The organism is Prevotella pectinovora (assembly GCF_000834015.1).
Lineage (GTDB): Bacteria > Bacteroidota > Bacteroidia > Bacteroidales > Bacteroidaceae > Prevotella > Prevotella pectinovora.
This window is the reverse complement of the sequence record NZ_JXQI01000056.1, coordinates 21459-36950: the sequence shown is the minus strand read 5'-3', so window position 1 is coordinate 36950 and position 15492 is coordinate 21459. Positions and strand designations below refer to the sequence as shown.

11 protein-coding genes are annotated in these 15492 nt (G+C 48.5%); 2 read left to right on the top strand and 9 right to left on the bottom strand.

Translation table 11 applies throughout. The features are described from left to right. Positions 1–98 precede the first annotated feature (98 nt). Positions 99–2864 carry a DNA polymerase I gene (polA, locus tag ST42_RS07025; RefSeq protein ID WP_044072965.1) on the bottom strand — a complete coding sequence of 922 codons (2766 nt, stop codon included), beginning with the start codon at positions 2862–2864 and terminating at the stop codon, positions 99–101. Between the two features lie 206 nt (positions 2865–3070). On the opposite strand from polA, the gene ST42_RS07020 reads away from it, so the two are divergent. Continuing rightward, positions 3071–4048, top strand: coding sequence for a polyprenyl synthetase family protein (locus ST42_RS07020; protein ID WP_044065683.1), 978 nt, complete (start codon positions 3071–3073; stop codon positions 4046–4048). Between the two features lie 144 nt (positions 4049–4192). Here the strand turns inward: ST42_RS07020 and ST42_RS07015 are convergent, their stop codons facing one another. The 8 genes from ST42_RS07015 to mnmG form a co-directional block, all read right to left on the bottom strand. Further along, positions 4193–5584 carry a hypothetical protein gene (locus ST42_RS07015; RefSeq protein ID WP_156139319.1) on the bottom strand — a complete coding sequence of 464 codons (1392 nt, stop codon included), beginning with the start codon at positions 5582–5584 and terminating at the stop codon, positions 4193–4195. Positions 5585–5689: 105 nt separating this feature from the next. After that, positions 5690–6628 carry a deoxyribose-phosphate aldolase gene (deoC, locus tag ST42_RS07010; protein ID WP_044072968.1) on the bottom strand — a complete coding sequence of 313 codons (939 nt, stop codon included), beginning with the start codon at positions 6626–6628 and terminating at the stop codon, positions 5690–5692. 41 nt (positions 6629–6669) lie between these two features. Further along, on the bottom strand, positions 6670–7038 hold the full coding sequence (locus tag ST42_RS07005; protein ID WP_022316886.1) for a nucleotide pyrophosphohydrolase: 369 nt from the start codon (positions 7036–7038) through the stop codon (positions 6670–6672). Further along, positions 7035–7283: a hypothetical protein gene (locus ST42_RS07000; RefSeq protein WP_156139318.1), complete on the bottom strand. Its 249-nt coding sequence runs from the start codon at positions 7281–7283 to the stop codon at positions 7035–7037. The genes ST42_RS07005 and ST42_RS07000 overlap by 4 nt, the downstream gene beginning before the upstream one ends. 57 nt (positions 7284–7340) lie before the next feature. Then, on the bottom strand, positions 7341–7793 hold the full coding sequence (gene dtd, locus ST42_RS06995) for a D-aminoacyl-tRNA deacylase (RefSeq protein ID WP_022316884.1): 453 nt from the start codon (positions 7791–7793) through the stop codon (positions 7341–7343). 70 nt (positions 7794–7863) lie between these two features. Then, positions 7864–9696, bottom strand: coding sequence for an excinuclease ABC subunit UvrC (gene uvrC / locus ST42_RS06990; RefSeq protein WP_044072962.1), 1833 nt, complete (start codon positions 9694–9696; stop codon positions 7864–7866). A 2160-nt stretch (positions 9697–11856) separates the two neighbouring features. After that, positions 11857–12387, bottom strand: coding sequence for an adenine phosphoribosyltransferase (locus ST42_RS06985; RefSeq protein WP_042518100.1), 531 nt, complete (start codon positions 12385–12387; stop codon positions 11857–11859). Positions 12388–12592: 205 nt separating this feature from the next. Further along, a complete protein-coding gene (mnmG, locus tag ST42_RS06980) occupies positions 12593–14464 on the bottom strand; it encodes a tRNA uridine-5-carboxymethylaminomethyl(34) synthesis enzyme MnmG (protein ID WP_044072961.1) in 1872 nt (623 codons plus the stop codon). Between the two features lie 326 nt (positions 14465–14790). Between mnmG and ST42_RS06975 the strand changes: the two genes are divergently transcribed. Next, positions 14791–15468, top strand: coding sequence for a fumarate reductase cytochrome b subunit (locus tag ST42_RS06975; RefSeq protein WP_022317195.1), 678 nt, complete (start codon positions 14791–14793; stop codon positions 15466–15468). Positions 15469–15492: the final 24 nt, after the last annotated feature.

The window sequence follows — 15492 nt, the reverse complement described above, 5'->3', positions numbered from 1 at the left end:
TCTTGAGTCTTTGTTTTTTTTCTGCTTCCAGTCCCCTCCCTTTGGGAGGGTTAGGGTGGGTGTTAGGTGTCAGGTGTCAGGTGTCGGTGTGGATTGCTTTAATGTGCCTCCAGCCAGTTCTTTCCCCATCCAGAGTCAGCCACCAGCGGCACCTGCATCTTCAGTGCGTTCTGCATCTCCTCCAATACGATTTTCTCCACCTTCTCCTTCTCTTCGGGAAGAACGGAAAAATTCAATTCGTCGTGTACCTGCAGAATCATCTTCGATTTGAGGCCCTCCTTCCTGAAGCGGCGGTATACATTTATCATCGCCACCTTTATAATGTCTGCTGCAGTGCCTTGGATAGGAGCGTTGATGGCATTTCGCTCGGCGAAACCCCTCACCGTGGCATTGTGTGAATTGATGTCGGCAAGGTATCTCCGTCTGTGGAACAGCGTCTCGGCATATCCGTTGGCGCGTGCCATCTGGATGCTCTTGTCCATATACTCCTTCACCTTCGGGAAATTCTCGAAGTATCCTTCTATCAGCTGCTTAGCCTCGTCGCGGCTTATCTCCAGCCGCTCCGCCAGACCGAACACCGTAATGCCGTAGATGATGCCGAAGTTGGCACGCTTTGCCTTTGTGCGTTGGTCTCTGCTCACCTCGTCGATGGTTTCTTTGTATATCTTTGCCGCCGTGGCAGCGTGGATGTCGTGTCCCTCGCGGAACGCTTCTATCATGTTCTCGTCGCCGCTCAAGTGAGCCATCACTCTCAGCTCTATCTGACTGTAGTCGGCAGAGAAGAATTCACAGCCCGGTTCCGGTACGAAAGCCTTTCTTATCTCCTTTCCGTCCTCGCCCCTCACAGGAATATTCTGCAGGTTGGGATCGCTCGACGACAGGCGTCCCGTGGCTGTCACGGTCTGGTTGAACGATGTGTGAATCCTCCCCGTTCGTGGATTGATAAGCTTCGGCAGAGCATCCACATACGTGCCGAGGAGTTTCTTCAACCCTCTGTGTTCCAGGATGTCAGCCACAATCTCGTGCTTGCCTTTCAGCGACTGCAGCACCTCCTCGTTGGTGACATACTGTCCTGTTTTTGTCTTCTTCGCCTTCTCCACGATTTTCATCTTTTCAAACAGCACCTCGCCCACCTGTTTCGGTGATGCGATGTTGAATTCCATTCCAGCCAACTCATAGATTCGCTGTTCTATCTCGTGCATGCGCTCAGTGAGAGTCCTGGATGTTTCCTTCAGCGATTGCGTGTCGATGCGCACTCCGTTCATCTCCATTTCGGCGAGCACCGGCATCAGCGGCATCTCTATGTTGCAGAACAGATCGTAGGCGCCGCGCTTCTTCAGTTCCGGTTCCAGCTTGTTTTTCAGCTGCAATGTGATGTCCGCATCCTCGGCGGCATATTCATACACCTCGCTTGGCTGCAGATCGCGCATGCTCTTCTGACCTTTTCCTTTCGGACCGATAAGTTCCTCTATGCGAATCGTCTTGTAGTCGAGATACGTCTCCGCCATGTCGTCCATGTTGTGTCTCGTTTCCGGTTGGATGAGATAGTGGGCAATCATGGTGTCAAACATCTTGCCTCTCACCTCCACACCATAGTTGGCGAGTACCTCGATGTCGTATTTCATGTTTTGTCCGATTTTGAGAATTTCTTCGCTTTCGTAGAGAGGTTTAAATATATTAACTATTTTTTCTGCTTCTTCACGATTGCTTGACACCGGCACATAATACGCCTCTTTTTCCTTCACGCTGAAGCTCAATCCCACCAATTCTGCATCTATAGCGTTGGTAGAAGTCGTTTCTGTGTCAAAACTAACAAAATCGTTTGTAATTAAAAAGTCATACAGTTTCTTTATATCCTCCTCTTTATCAACGAGTTCGTATTTGTGAGCCACTGTTTTCAGGCTCTGAGAAGCGCCGTTTTTTATCGTTTCCTTCCCATCGTCTGGAAAATCGGCAAAGAGATTGAGCTGATTTGAAACACTTTTTTGCTGTGGTTTAGGTTTGTTAAGGAATCGCTGGATAAAGGTTTTAAACTCCAAATCATTGAAGATTTCTATTATTCTTTCTTCGTCCGGCTCCTTCACCTTCAGTTCGTCGAGATTGAGTTCGATGGGGACATCGGTTTTTATTGTGGCGAGGAATTTTGAGAACTCAATTTGTTCTTTGTTTTCCTCCACCTTCTTTTTCAGAGCGCCTTTGAGTTCGTCGGTTCGTTGGAGTAGGGCAGTGATACCGCCAAACTGGTTGATGAGTTTCACTGCCGTCTTTTCTCCCACTCCCGGACATCCCGGAATATTATCGGCAGAGTCGCCCATCAGTCCGAGCAGGTCGATTACCTGCAGCGGAGAGTCGATGCCATACTTTTCCTTCACTCCCTCTTCGTCGAGAGTTTCATATCCGCCTCCGTGTCTTGGTCTGAACATCTTCACGTTTCCTCCCACGAGCTGTCCATAGTCCTTGTCTGGTGTGAGCATATATGTGTCGAGTCCCATCTCTCCGGCTTTCTTGGCGAGAGTTCCTATCACGTCATCAGCCTCATAGCCAGCCACTTCGAGCACCGGAATATGCATAGCTCCGAGAATGTCCTTAATGATAGGCACGGCAGCCCTGATGTCTTCCGGAGTCTCTTCGCGCTGAGCCTTATACTGTTTGTAAGCCTCGTTGCGGAACGTAGGTCCGTGTGGGTCGAACGCCACACCGAGGTGAGTGGGTTTCTCCTTTGTCATCACCTCGTGTAGGGTGTTGCAGAAGCCCATTATTGCTGACGTGTTCATGCCCTTGGAGTTTATCCTGGGATTTTTTATGAACGCATAGTATGACCGGTATATCAGCGCGTATGCGTCGAGAAGGAAAAGTTTGTCCATTCTTTCAGTTCTTTTTCTTAGTTGTTGCTATGTAGGCGATGTCTTCTTTTTCTTATGCTCTCACACCGCCGATAGTGCTCTGTAATAAGTCATCAGGACCTAAAGAGACACTGTTTTTTTTCCATTCATCAAGAATATCGTGTAAAATTACTTATTTTTTCTGATTAATCGGATAAAAAATGTAATTTTGTATCAAATTTCACGTAATGGACTATTTATCACTAATAAAGCAGCCGATAGAGGGCGACCTTGATGATTTCAACAACCTGTTCAATAGCTCGTTGTCGCATACCGACGGACTATTGTCGCAAGCCCTTGCATATATCCGTCAGCGCACCGGCAAGCGCATGCGTCCGATGCTCATCCTGCTGATGGCACGCAATTTCGGCGATGTGACCGATGTCACACAGAATGCCGCCGTAGGTCTTGAACTGCTCCATACCGCCAGTCTCGTTCACGACGATGTGGTGGACGAGAGCAGCGAGCGTAGGGGGCAGGCTTCGGTGAATGCCGAATACGACAACAAGGTGGCAGTACTCGTTGGCGACTATCTGCTGTCCACGGCATTGCTGCATGTGGCATACACCAAGAACACGCAGATTGTGAAATACCTCGCCGAACTGGGTCGCACGCTGGCAAGTGGAGAGATACTCCAGCTCTCTAATATCGCCAACGAGAAGATATCCGAAGATGTTTATTATCAGGTGATTAAGCAGAAGACGGCAGCTCTCTTCGAGGCATGCTGCGCCATCGGAGCATTGTCGGCAGGAGCCAGTGAACAGGAGATAGAAAGTGCGAAGAAATTCGGACAAGATCTCGGTATTATATTCCAGATACGTGATGATATTTTCGACTATTACGACTCTTCGGATATCGGTAAGCCTACGGGCAACGATATGGCAGAGGGTAAGTTGACCCTGCCCGTAATCTATGCCCTCAACACCGTATGCGACGATGCGATGACTGCACTCGCCTATAAGGTAAAGCAACGCACGGCGACTGCTGATGAGATAGCTCTGCTTGTGGATTTCGCCAAACGAAACGGTGGTATCGACTATGCCGAGAAACAGATGTGGAACTTCCATGCCGAAGCAATCCGTTTCATTGATACCCATGTCCGTTCTGAGGTTCTAAGAAAGAGTCTTGTGGCTTATCTCGATTATGTGATACGCAGGGAGAAGTAAAATCCACCTTTCTAAAATACCAAGAATCAAGCAACCCCTAATTACTGATTTGGTTTAAAACAAATATAAAAGGCGCATCCGGACCGATTCCAGATGCGCCTTATATATTGTAGCATTATGCTATTCTATTGTATGGCAATCATTTTATTTTGCCACTTTATAGGTCCTGCCGCCTTCTTTTACGATATAAACGCCTTTCTCGCCGCTGTTCAGTTGGTTGCCCACCTTAGTGCCGTCGAGCCTATAGAACGTCTTGTTTTGGTTCTCAGAGGCATTTCCTGTCACCTTGTCGATGCCGGTAGCGCCTGATACATAGTCAACATACTCGTCGTATGTCACTTTCTGTATAGGTGAGAAAGTATTCGTCTGTGCGTCAAGTCTGTTCACCACCATGCTCTTCTTGATGAAACCGTTGTTGCCGGTCATGAAGTCGTATGCCGGTTTGCTTGTAGTCTCCAGATATTCGTAGTCCATGGTCAAGGTGTAGTTGCCATCCATATCCGTATAGATATCTCCGATGCCGGCAGCTTTTGCGCCAGTGGTACTTGCTTGTTCGCTCACTACCTTTATGCAGTCGCCATGCTCGTTGTTGGTCTCCGTGATGGTCTCCACCATTGTGTTGTATGTACCGCTGGAGATGGTCATATCTGTCCTGTTGCTGCCATAGTCATCGAGCTTTTCGTTTGACATCGTGACGTTCAGGATACCATTGAGTTTAACGGTGATGGTGCTTTTAGTATCTGTATATTCGCCCCTGATAGTTCCTATTATAGGAATGTTCATGACAGTTATGCTGATAGTACCTTTCTCTATCATGTTCTCTGTATCGCCTAACATGTCTCCTTCGAGGTCGCTTATTCCTAAGTCGAAAATCTTGTTGGGATTGTATTTATACCATTTCTGTACACTTATCAACAATGGCACCGATGTTACCTCTCCAGACTCTTCGTCCTTCTCTTCTATCACGGTGGATAGAGAGTAGAGTTCGTCTGTCTTGGAGTCATATACGAAGTTGTATTCCCCCTCATTCACCAATGTTTTCGTGTCTTCATCCAGGGAGTATATAGTCTCTTTTGTCACGTGTCCCTTTTCGTCGCGAGTCAGTTCTACCGACATCACAACCGTTGGGTTTGTCCATGTGCTGGTGGCGGCATCCCATGTATATTCCGTCACCTTGGTCACGAAGCCATCCAGTTTGTCGTCGTAGGTGTTTTCGGTTCTGATTTTGCCGTCACCGTCTTCTGTCACCGTTGCCGTGACATATCCCTTGCTGTTGTATTCTGTCTGTGTGGTGTCGTCCCATTGCCACGCTCCGTTTACATAGTCGTAGCTTGTGGTCTTGCAGGGTCTTGTGGTCTTTAGATCCATGCCCGTTGTGGCTACATTACCCACGATGGTTGACTCTTTCTTGATAACTTTAGCCATAGCAGACTTGATTTTCGACATGATGCCAGCATTCAGCTTTGGCATCTGTGCACTCGCAGTGATGGTGCCTAACGCCATCATAGCAGATGAAATGAGTACAATTCTTTTCATAATCTTGTGGCTTAAAATGTGGATATTTATTGTGGGCAAGTAGACAAGGAAACCATTCGCTTCCCAGTCTACCTGTCTGTTTTAGTCTCAATGACCGATTGTGGTTTAAAAGAACTTTATCTGTTGTCCTTCGATTTCGCTGAGCAGCATGTTGGCGAGGCGGCTGGTACCGAGGCGGAACCACTTGTTTGTCAGCCATTTCTCGCCCAACACTTCCTTCACGATGGTGTAATATATGAGGGCGTCCATCACGCTGTTGATGCCTCCTGCCGGCTTGAAACCGATCTGGATGCCAGTCTCGTCGTAATACTCCTTGATAGCCTGACACATCACGTAGGCAGCCTCCGGTGTGGCAGCAGGCTCCAGTTTGCCTGTGGATGTCTTGATATAGTCTCCGCCGGCATACATGGCGAGGATTGAAGCCTTCTTGATGTTAGAGGCGGTCTTCAGGCAGCCCGTCTCCAGAATCACCTTCATCGGCTTGTCGCCACATGCACACTTCATCTCGCTGATATCGTCGGCAACGCCCTCGTAGTCGCCGCTGAGGAACTTGCCCACCGGCATTACGATGTCGATTTCCGTAGCTCCATCCTTCACGGCGAGTGCAGTTTCAGCCACCTTCACTTCTATGAGAGCCTGTGATGACGGGAAGCTGCCCGATACGCAAGCCACCTCAACGCCATCCACTTCGAGAGTCTCGCTCACCACCTTTGCAAAGCAAGGATATACGCAGATTGTGGCTACGTGTGGCAGGTCGCCGAACGCCTCGTCAAACTCGTTCACCTTCTCTGTGAAAGCCAGTACGCTCTCCTCAGAGTCAGTGGTCTTCAGGGTTGTCAGTTCGATGCTTCCCATGAGGAATCTCTTCACGTCCAGGTTGTCGTTTTCATGCACTTTCTCCGTGATGATCTTCTTCACAGCCTCGCTCACCTCGTTGTCGTCGAGGTTTGTATTATACTTGCTCAGAGCCTCTTCATATTTGCTCGCCTTTGGTGTAGCTGCTTTCAGGGTGCTCTCCGCCTTTGGTGTTTCTTTTTCTGTCATCATAATAAAGTTGTTTTTATTCTGTTTCCTATTCTGTTTTCTTATTCCTTATCCGTTTCCTGTCCGTTGTCGGGTGGGGTAGAAGCCGACTTCAGCTTGGGGTTGTTGCGGTGTCTGTCGTGGTCTCTCTGCGTCTTTTTTTCCAGACTCTTCTGCAGCTCCTCCGTCAGGTCCACGCCCGTCTGGTTGGCAAGGCAGATGAGCACCCACAACACGTCTGCCATCTCTTCGCCCAGGTTTGGTTTTTCTCCCTTCTTGAAGCTTTGGTCGCCGTAGGTGCGTGCCATTACGCGAGCCAGTTCGCCCACCTCCTCAGTGAGACAAGCCATATTCGTGAGCTCCGAGAAATAGCGCACTCCATACGTCTTTATCCATTTGTCTACGGTCTCTTGTGCCTCTTTTATCGTCATGCTGTAATGATTTGGTATATGTCCCATATCAGTATAGCGTCGCACGCTATGCTCAGGACCAATGTTATTGCTCTTGCCGTTTTGTTTTCCGACAGGAAGAAGTCGGCGTTTATGCATCCGCAGAGACACGTCCATGCCGCCAGTCTCACGTATTCGTTCTGCAGCCACAGCTTGTCTGCCATGCTGATTGCTCCAAACATGATGAAAAGCGCCAGAGGAAGCGTTTTCAGCTTCTTCTTTTCCATTCCTTTTATTTCTGTTTGTTCTTTTCCCATTAATCTTATTATGGTTTCTTTTTGCTGCTATTCCTTATGCTTTGTGTCTATACAGATGGTCACCGGTCCGTCGTTGAGCAGTTCCACCTTCATGTCGGCACCGAATTCGCCTGTGCCTACAGGCTTCCCGAGTGCTGTGCTGAGATCGCTGCAGAATTTCTCGTATAGCGGCACCGAGAGTTCGTGTGGAGCGGCATGAATCCACGAAGGGCGGTTGCCTTTCTTTGTGGATGCCATCAGAGTGAACTGGCTCACCACTATTATATCGCCGCCGTCATCGAGGATAGAACGGTTCATCACACCGTTCTCATCGTCGAACACGCGCAGGTTAACTACCTTCTTCACCAGCCAGTCTATGTCTTCCTGGGTGTCCTCGCAGCCTATTCCGAGGAGTATCAGAAAACCCTTTCCGATGCTTGATTTCACTGTGCCGTTTATCGTTACCGATGCGTGGCTCACGCGCTGTATGACAACTTTCATCTTTTTATGTTCTTATTCTGTCTACAAAGTTACCTTTTTATTGAATTACCGCAAAATATTCCCCTATAAATTACTGCTTTTTACTGTCGAAATATTCTCTTAACAATTCCGCTTTCTGTCTGCCAACCACCTCTGCCAGGCTCTCCACATCGCTCTCACGCATCTTCTTCACCGTCTTGAACGCCTTCATCAGCGCCTCTTTCGTCTTTGGTCCGATGCCTTTGATGTCGTCAAGTTCCGAATGCAGGGCGTGTTTAGACCGCTTGTCGCGGTGGAAAGTGATGGCAAAGCGGTGCACCTCATCCTGTATGTGGGTCAGCAGCCGGAACAGTTCGCTGTCCGTCTTCATTCCAATCACCTTCGGAGGAAATCCATACAGCAGTTCGTTGGTGCGGTGGCGGTCGTCTTTAGCCAGTCCGGCGATAGGTATGTCGATATGCAGCTCGTCTTCTATCACCTCTCTCACCACCTCCATCTGTCCCTTTCCACCGTCGGTTATGATGAGGTCGGGCAGTGGCTGTTCCTCCTCTATGAGTCGTGAATAGCGCCTTCTCACCACCTCCTTCATAGAGGCATAGTCGTCGGGCCCCACCACGGTCTTTATATTATATTTGCGGTAGTCTTTCTTGCTTGGTTTCATCTTCTTGAACACCACACACGCTGCCACGGCATCTGTTCCGCTGATGTTGGAGTTGTCGAAACACTCTATCTGATACGGCATCTTGGGCAGTTTCAGCGCCTCCTGAATCTCCTTCATCAGTCTCACCGCCTTCTGCTCAGGGTTTAGTTTTTCAGCCTGTTTCAGACGGTCGAAACGGTATTGTTTGCCGTTCATTTCAGAGAGTTCCAGCAGCTTTTTCTTGTCGCCCCTCTGCGGAATGGTCAGCGTGATGCCGTCGAGAGGCAGTTCGATGTCGTGTGCCACAATGATTTCCCTCGACTTGCTGCCCAGTTTCTCCCTTATCTGCATGATGGCGACAGGTAGGATCTCGTCCTCGTTCTCATGCAGTTTTTTCTTGAATTCAAAGGTGAACGCCTGGTTTATATTGCCGTTAGTCACATGGATATAGTTCACAAAGGCGATATTCTCGTCGTCGGTCACAGTAAACACGTCCACATCGTTGATGGTATGGCTCACCACCTCACTCTTGGAGCAGAAATTATCAAGCAATATATACTTCCTCTTTATCTCTTCCGCCTCTTCGAAACGCAGTTCTTCGGCAAGCTTCTGCATCTCCTCAAAGAGCATTTTCTGCACCTCGCGCGTGTTTCCTTTCAGTATTTCGCGTGCCTGCTCGATGTTCTTCATATATTCCTCGTGCGATTGTTTGCCTATACACGCCCCGTAGCAGTTCTTTATGTGGTAGTCCAGGCAGGGAGAATATCTCTTCTGTCTTATGCCCTCCTCCGTGAGCGGCAGTCGGCAGGTGCGGGGCTTATACACCTTCTTTATTATATCAAGCAGCGCATACATCGTACCGATGTGGCTGAACGGACCGTAATAGGTGCCGAATTTCTTGTTTATCACCCTCGTCTTGAATATCCTCGGATAATACTCCTTCGTGATAACGATAGAAGGGTAGGTCTTGCCGTCCTTGAGCAGAATGTTGTATTTGGGTTGGTATTTCTTTATCAGATTGTTTTCAAGAAGCAGAGCGTCTTCCTCCGTGTTCACCACCGTGTATGTGATGTCCCAGATCTTGCTCACGAGCACCTTTGTCTTGTATCTGTCCACCTCCTTATGGAAGTATGACGACACACGGTTCTTCAGGTTCTTTGCCTTGCCCACATAGATTATGGTGCCCTCCTTGTCGTAGTATTGGTAGCTGCCGGGCTTGCCAGGCAGATTGCTGACGATGCCCCTCAGATGCTCCAACCGCTTTTCATTTTCTTCTTTTGTCATTTTCTCTAACTTCTTGTTTCATAGAACTTTTGGATGATAATGTTTCACGTGAAACTTTAATATCCCTTCTTTATTCTTGTTTGTCGATGCGCCTTGTGCGCCTCTTGTCTGCCGTATGGCTTCCGCAGTTTTTGGAGTGCAGATTTGTGTTGTCTGCTGTATGGCTCCTGTGTTCCGTCTGCGGGCCTCTCTGTTGTCTCGTGCAGCCATACAAAGATAAGCATCTCGTTTGGTTCTTACAAGAGTTTGAGAGAAATTTATCTGTGAGGATGTGTGGATGCTGATGGGTGGTGGATGGGGCTTATCACTGATATTGTTATTCCGTGTTGTCGTTGTGTCCCAGGCCTGCGGCAGGGACACAAATCAAAAAGAACACGGATAGCACGGACTTTACACGGATTGGTCTTTCACGGATCTTTTTTTGATGTTATTTAGCTAATGATTCTTGGATCTTGGTTTGGATTGAGCAGGATTTGCAAGTGCTGGGGCACTTCCTATTTTCGATATGCTTCGCGATGCATAATTGTTATCGGGTGTTCACTTCTGCCAATATACATCAGCCCCCTCTCGTTCTCAAACCCATCCTAACCTTCCCCAAGGGAAGGAACAAGTTACTCTGCCAATGAGCATCAGCCCCCTCTCGTTCTCAAACCCATCCTAACCTTCCCCAAGGGAAGGAACAAGTTACATCTGCCAATGAACATCAGCCCCCTCTCGTTCTCAAACCCATCCTAACCTTCCCCAAGGGAAGGAACAAGTTACTCTGCCAATGAGCATCAGCCCCCTCTCGTTCTCCCCCGAAGGGGAGATGCCGGTTACTCTGGTCATTGATAAATCATAGACAATCAGGCAGTCTGTCATGTCCAGACAGTCAATGGTATCCAGACAGTCTATCATATCCAGACAGTCAATGGCATCCAGACGGTTAATTGTATCTAGATAGTCAATGGTATCCAGACAGTCTATGGTATCTGTCCCTCCCCAACGGGGGAGGCTAGGTGGGGGCTGATGTCATAGGACGGGCAACTACAGTCTTTACTGATGCCTTTCAAAAAAAAGGAGTGCCATAAGCACTCGCAAATCCACGGAAATCCTTATAAAATCCAAAGAAAACAGGTCTAAAATAATCCGTGATGACTAATCCGTGTAAAATCTGTGCTATCTGTGTTCTATTTAGGCCAGTGCCCATCGCCGTAGGCAGATGGGCGCTATATGCTCACTGATATTGTTATTCCGTGGTAGGGTGTGGTGTCCCCAGCCTGCGGCAGGGACACAAATCAAAAATGAAAGCGGATAGCACAGACTTTACACGGATCGGTCTTTCACGGATCCATTTTTTGATAATATTTCGTCAGTGATATTTGGATTTTGTTTTGGATTTAGCAGAATTTGCAAGTGCTGTAGCACTTCCTCTTCTGGCTGTTTGTTCTCCGCTTTGTTCTCTTGTTCGCCTTGAGCCATTGTGGAAATCAGCGTTCGGTATTCATTACCCAATGGGCACGTTCTTGGTGGGATTTATGCCCAAGTGGGGCAACGTGCTTGCCCATGTTGGGCAACGTGCTTGCCCATGTTGGGCACGCTGCTTGCCCAAAATGTGTTGTTTTCGGCCTAAAAGGTACGGGCTTACTACCTAAAAGATACTGGTTTACTACCTAAAAGATACGTGGTTGCTATCTCAAAGAAACATGGTTACTACCCAAAAAAGAATATGTTTGCTACCCAAAAGAAACCATTCACTACCCTAAAAGATAAAACCAACGTTGGTTTTCCATTGAGATATGCTTAGTCCCGACGAAATAGGTGGTGTTTGTTTCTGTTCCCGTCGCATTATATGCCGTTTTATTGCTGTTTGTGATACTTCAATGATACTTCTGTGATACTTTATTGTAAGCTTCTCAGAAAAGTATCATTCGTCTAAAATGCTGTGTGCTAAATGTATAAATGGGAAATTAACGGCAAAAATGATACTTTGATACTTTTTCGGTGATTTTTAAAAAGTATATATAGGCGCCATACTATAGATAGAAAGATTATCCCGACATCCGAAATGGTACAAAAAACGCCCTGCAAGAGAAAAGCGTCGTTGTCTTCTGCTTTTCGCCTTGCATGGCGTCTGTTGCGATATATTGCGGTTTTTCCGTTTTCTTTGTGCCGATGGGGTTATACCTTCAGAAGAGATGTGATATCCGTTCCTTCCTCAAAGTTAGCCCTGCCGTTGAGATTCTCGTGAACCAGTTCGATGATGAAATTCACGTAGATGTTCTTCGGATTGAACTTCTTCACCAGGTTGTATGCCGCACGCATCGTGCCGCCAGTGGCGAGGAGGTCGTCGTGAAGCAACACCACATCGTCTTCGGTGATAGCGTCCTTGTGTATCTCTATGGTGTCCTTGCCATATTCCTTGCTGTAGCTCTCCTGGATAGTCTCGGCAGGGAGCTTTCCCGGTTTGCGACACAACACCACACCGGCGTTCAGCTTCAGGGCGAGAGCCGATGAAAGCACAAATCCGCGGCTTTCTATTCCTACGATTTTCGTGATGCCCTTGTCTTTATACAGTTCATAAAGCTCGTCAACCATTATCTTCAGACATTCCGGATCCTTGAATAGGGTAGTGACGTCTCTGAAGTTGACACCCTTCTGGGGGAAATCCGGTATGCATCTCAGGTTCTCTAAAAGTTTCTCGTTGTTCATTTCTTACGGTTTTATTTGTTTATTCTTTTATTGCTTTCTTTTTCTCTGATGATATCTTTTCCCGTTGCTTTCGTTCGGTTTCAGTTGTTGTTCCACGGTGAAAACGGATGATGAAAACACTTTCGCCATTTTCCATAACTTGTTAGTTTTCAAACCGTTTATCGAAATTTGTTTCACGTGAAACATTAACCTGCTCCATCCGCTCTTATCTTCCGAGCAACACGAGCATAACGTTGATGTCGCTCGGTGAAACGCCCGGTATTCTGCTTGCCTGTGCGAGAGTCTCAGGGTCTATCTTCTCCAGCTTCTGGCGAGCTTCTGTGGAGAGCTGCAGCATCTCGGAGTATTTGAATCTGTCCCTTATCTTGATGTCCTCTAGACGGTGCATCTTGTCGGCTATCATCTTCTCCCTTTCGATGTATCCCTTGTATTTCATCTTTATCTCGGCAGCCTCTGTAATCTCCTCCTTGCGGTTAGGAGCAGCGTCGAGCAGTTCTTTCAGTTGGGAAGAAATCTCCGATAGGTTCGCCATGTTGATCTGCGGTCTGGCGATGAGGTCGAAGATTTTGCATCCCTCCCTCAGTGGAGTAGTGCCGATGCTTTCAAGGAAGGCGTTCACCTCTCTCGGTTTTACCGGAGCGTTTTTGCAGAATTCGATGATTCTGTCGATATATTCCTTTTTCTGCATCCACCAGTCGTAGCGGTCTTTCTTTGCCAATCCGATATCGTAAGCCTTCTCCGTGAGTCTGGCGTCGGCGTCATCCTGTCGGAGGAGTATTCTGTATTCGGCACGGCTCGTGAACATACGGTACGGTTCGTCAACCCCCTTCGTCACGAGGTCGTCTATCAGCACTCCGATGTAAGCCTCGTCGCGATGCAGTATGAACTCACCGCCGCCGCTGCTCTTCAGTGCAGCGTTCACTCCGGCAATCATTCCCTGTCCGGCAGCCTCCTCATATCCCGTGGTGCCGTTCACCTGTCCGGCGAAGTACAAACCTCCTATCACCTTTGATTCCAGAGTGTGCTCAAGTTGTGTGGGGTCGAAGAAATCATATTCTATGGCGTAGCCCGGACGGTATATCTTCACATCCCTCAGCGCCGGAATCTTCTTCAGCGCTTCCAGCTGCACCTCCATCGGCATGCTCGACGAGAATCCGTTCAGATACATCTCGTTTGTCGATTCCCCTTCAGGTTCCAGAAACAGCGGATGCTGCTCCTTGTCGGGAAAAGTCATCAGCTTGGTTTCCACCGACGGGCAGTAGCGCGGTCCGATGCTCTGTATCTGTCCGTTGTAGAGCGGTGAGTCCGGCAGTCCCTTCAACAGCGCGGCGTGAGCCTCCTTGTTGGTGTAGCAGGTCCAGCAGGGCAGCTGTTTCAGCACCCTGTGGTTTCCCATGAAGCTGAACTGGTGGAAATCCATTTCCCCCTCCTGTATCTCCATGTCTTCGAAATGCACCGAGCGGCGGTCTATCCTCACCGGAGTGCCAGTCTTCATCCTTGCCGACCGTATGCCGTGGCTTGTGATGCTCTCAGTGAATCCCACCACAGCCGGTTCCGCTATGCGTCCTCCCGGCAGTTTGTGGCGGCCGATGTGCATCAGTCCGTTGAGAAACGTGCCCGCCGTGATCACCACGCTGCCCGCCCTCAGCTCCACTCCCCAAACCGTCTTTATGCCGGCAGCTCTTCCATTCTCCACGATTAGTTCGGAAGCCTGGTCCTGCCAGATGTCCAGATTTGGAGTGCCGTCGAGCACCGTCCTCCATTGCCAGATGTATTTCTCCCTGTCGCATTGTGCACGAGGGCTCCATACCGCCGGTCCTTTGGAGCGGTTCAGCATACGGAACTGTATCGCCGTGGCGTCGGTCACGCGGCCCATCTCTCCGCCGAGGGCGTCGATTTCCCTCACTATCTGTCCTTTCGCTATTCCTCCCACAGCCGGGTTGCAGCTCATCTGCGCAATCTTGTTCATGTCCATGGTGACAAGGCATGTCTTCGCCCCGATGTTTGCCGCCGCCACGGCAGCCTCACATCCGGCGTGTCCTCCGCCGATCACTAAAACGTCGTATTTGAAATTCATATATTTTTGTTTACTTGACCTGCCGGTGAGCGAACGGCCTGTTTATAGCCTATTTGCAATGCCGACTTTTATAAATGCATGGTGTCGTGAGATTGGCTCCACTCAAACAGGCGCAAATTTAAGCATTAAAATTGAATTTTTACACGATTGCTTTGATTTATCGCTAATTTGGAGTATATTTGCAGTCGAGTTAACGGTCTGCAATACCTATTATAAAGTATTGTGGGTTTAAATCGTGTGCTCTGTCTGTCGGCGGGCGGGGTGTGCAGTATTATGACAGAATATCAATTAATTCAAACTTTTAATACTTAAATTTCATTCAATTTATGTGGTTATGTAATTCATCTATTGGAAGGAAAGTCGTGATGTCTGTAACAGGTGTTGCGCTTATCCTGTTCTTGACGTTCCACATGTCAATGAACATCGTAGCCCTCTTCTCGGGGGATGCCTACAACATGATCTGCGAGTTCCTCGGTGCCAACTGGTATGCTCTTGTAGCTACTGCCGGCCTTGCTGCCCTGGCTGTGCTTCACATCGTTTATGCTTTCTGGCTCACGATGCAGAACAGAAAGGCCCGCGGTAATGAGCGCTATGCCGTGACTACCCGTCCTCAGGGCGTGGAGTGGGCATCTCAGAACATGCTCGTGCTCGGTATCATCATCATCCTCGGACTGCTGCTCCACCTCTTCAACTTCTGGTACAACATGATGTTTGCCGAGTTGACAGGCATCGCAGTGGCTCACCATCCTGCCGACGGTTATGCCTACATCGTGGACACATTCTCTTGTCCGGTGTATGTAGTGCTCTACATCGTATGGCTCGTGGCTCTCTGGTTCCACCTCACACACGGATTCTGGAGCGCTATGCAGACTTTCGGATGGAACGGAAAGGTTTGGTACTGCCGCTGGAAGGTTATCGGTATCGCGTATTCTACGCTCCTCTGCCTCGGCTTCCTCGTTGTAGTGCTGTGGTTCGCTGCTAAAGGACTTTGCGGCTGCTGCTAATAACATTATTAATTCATAATTTAG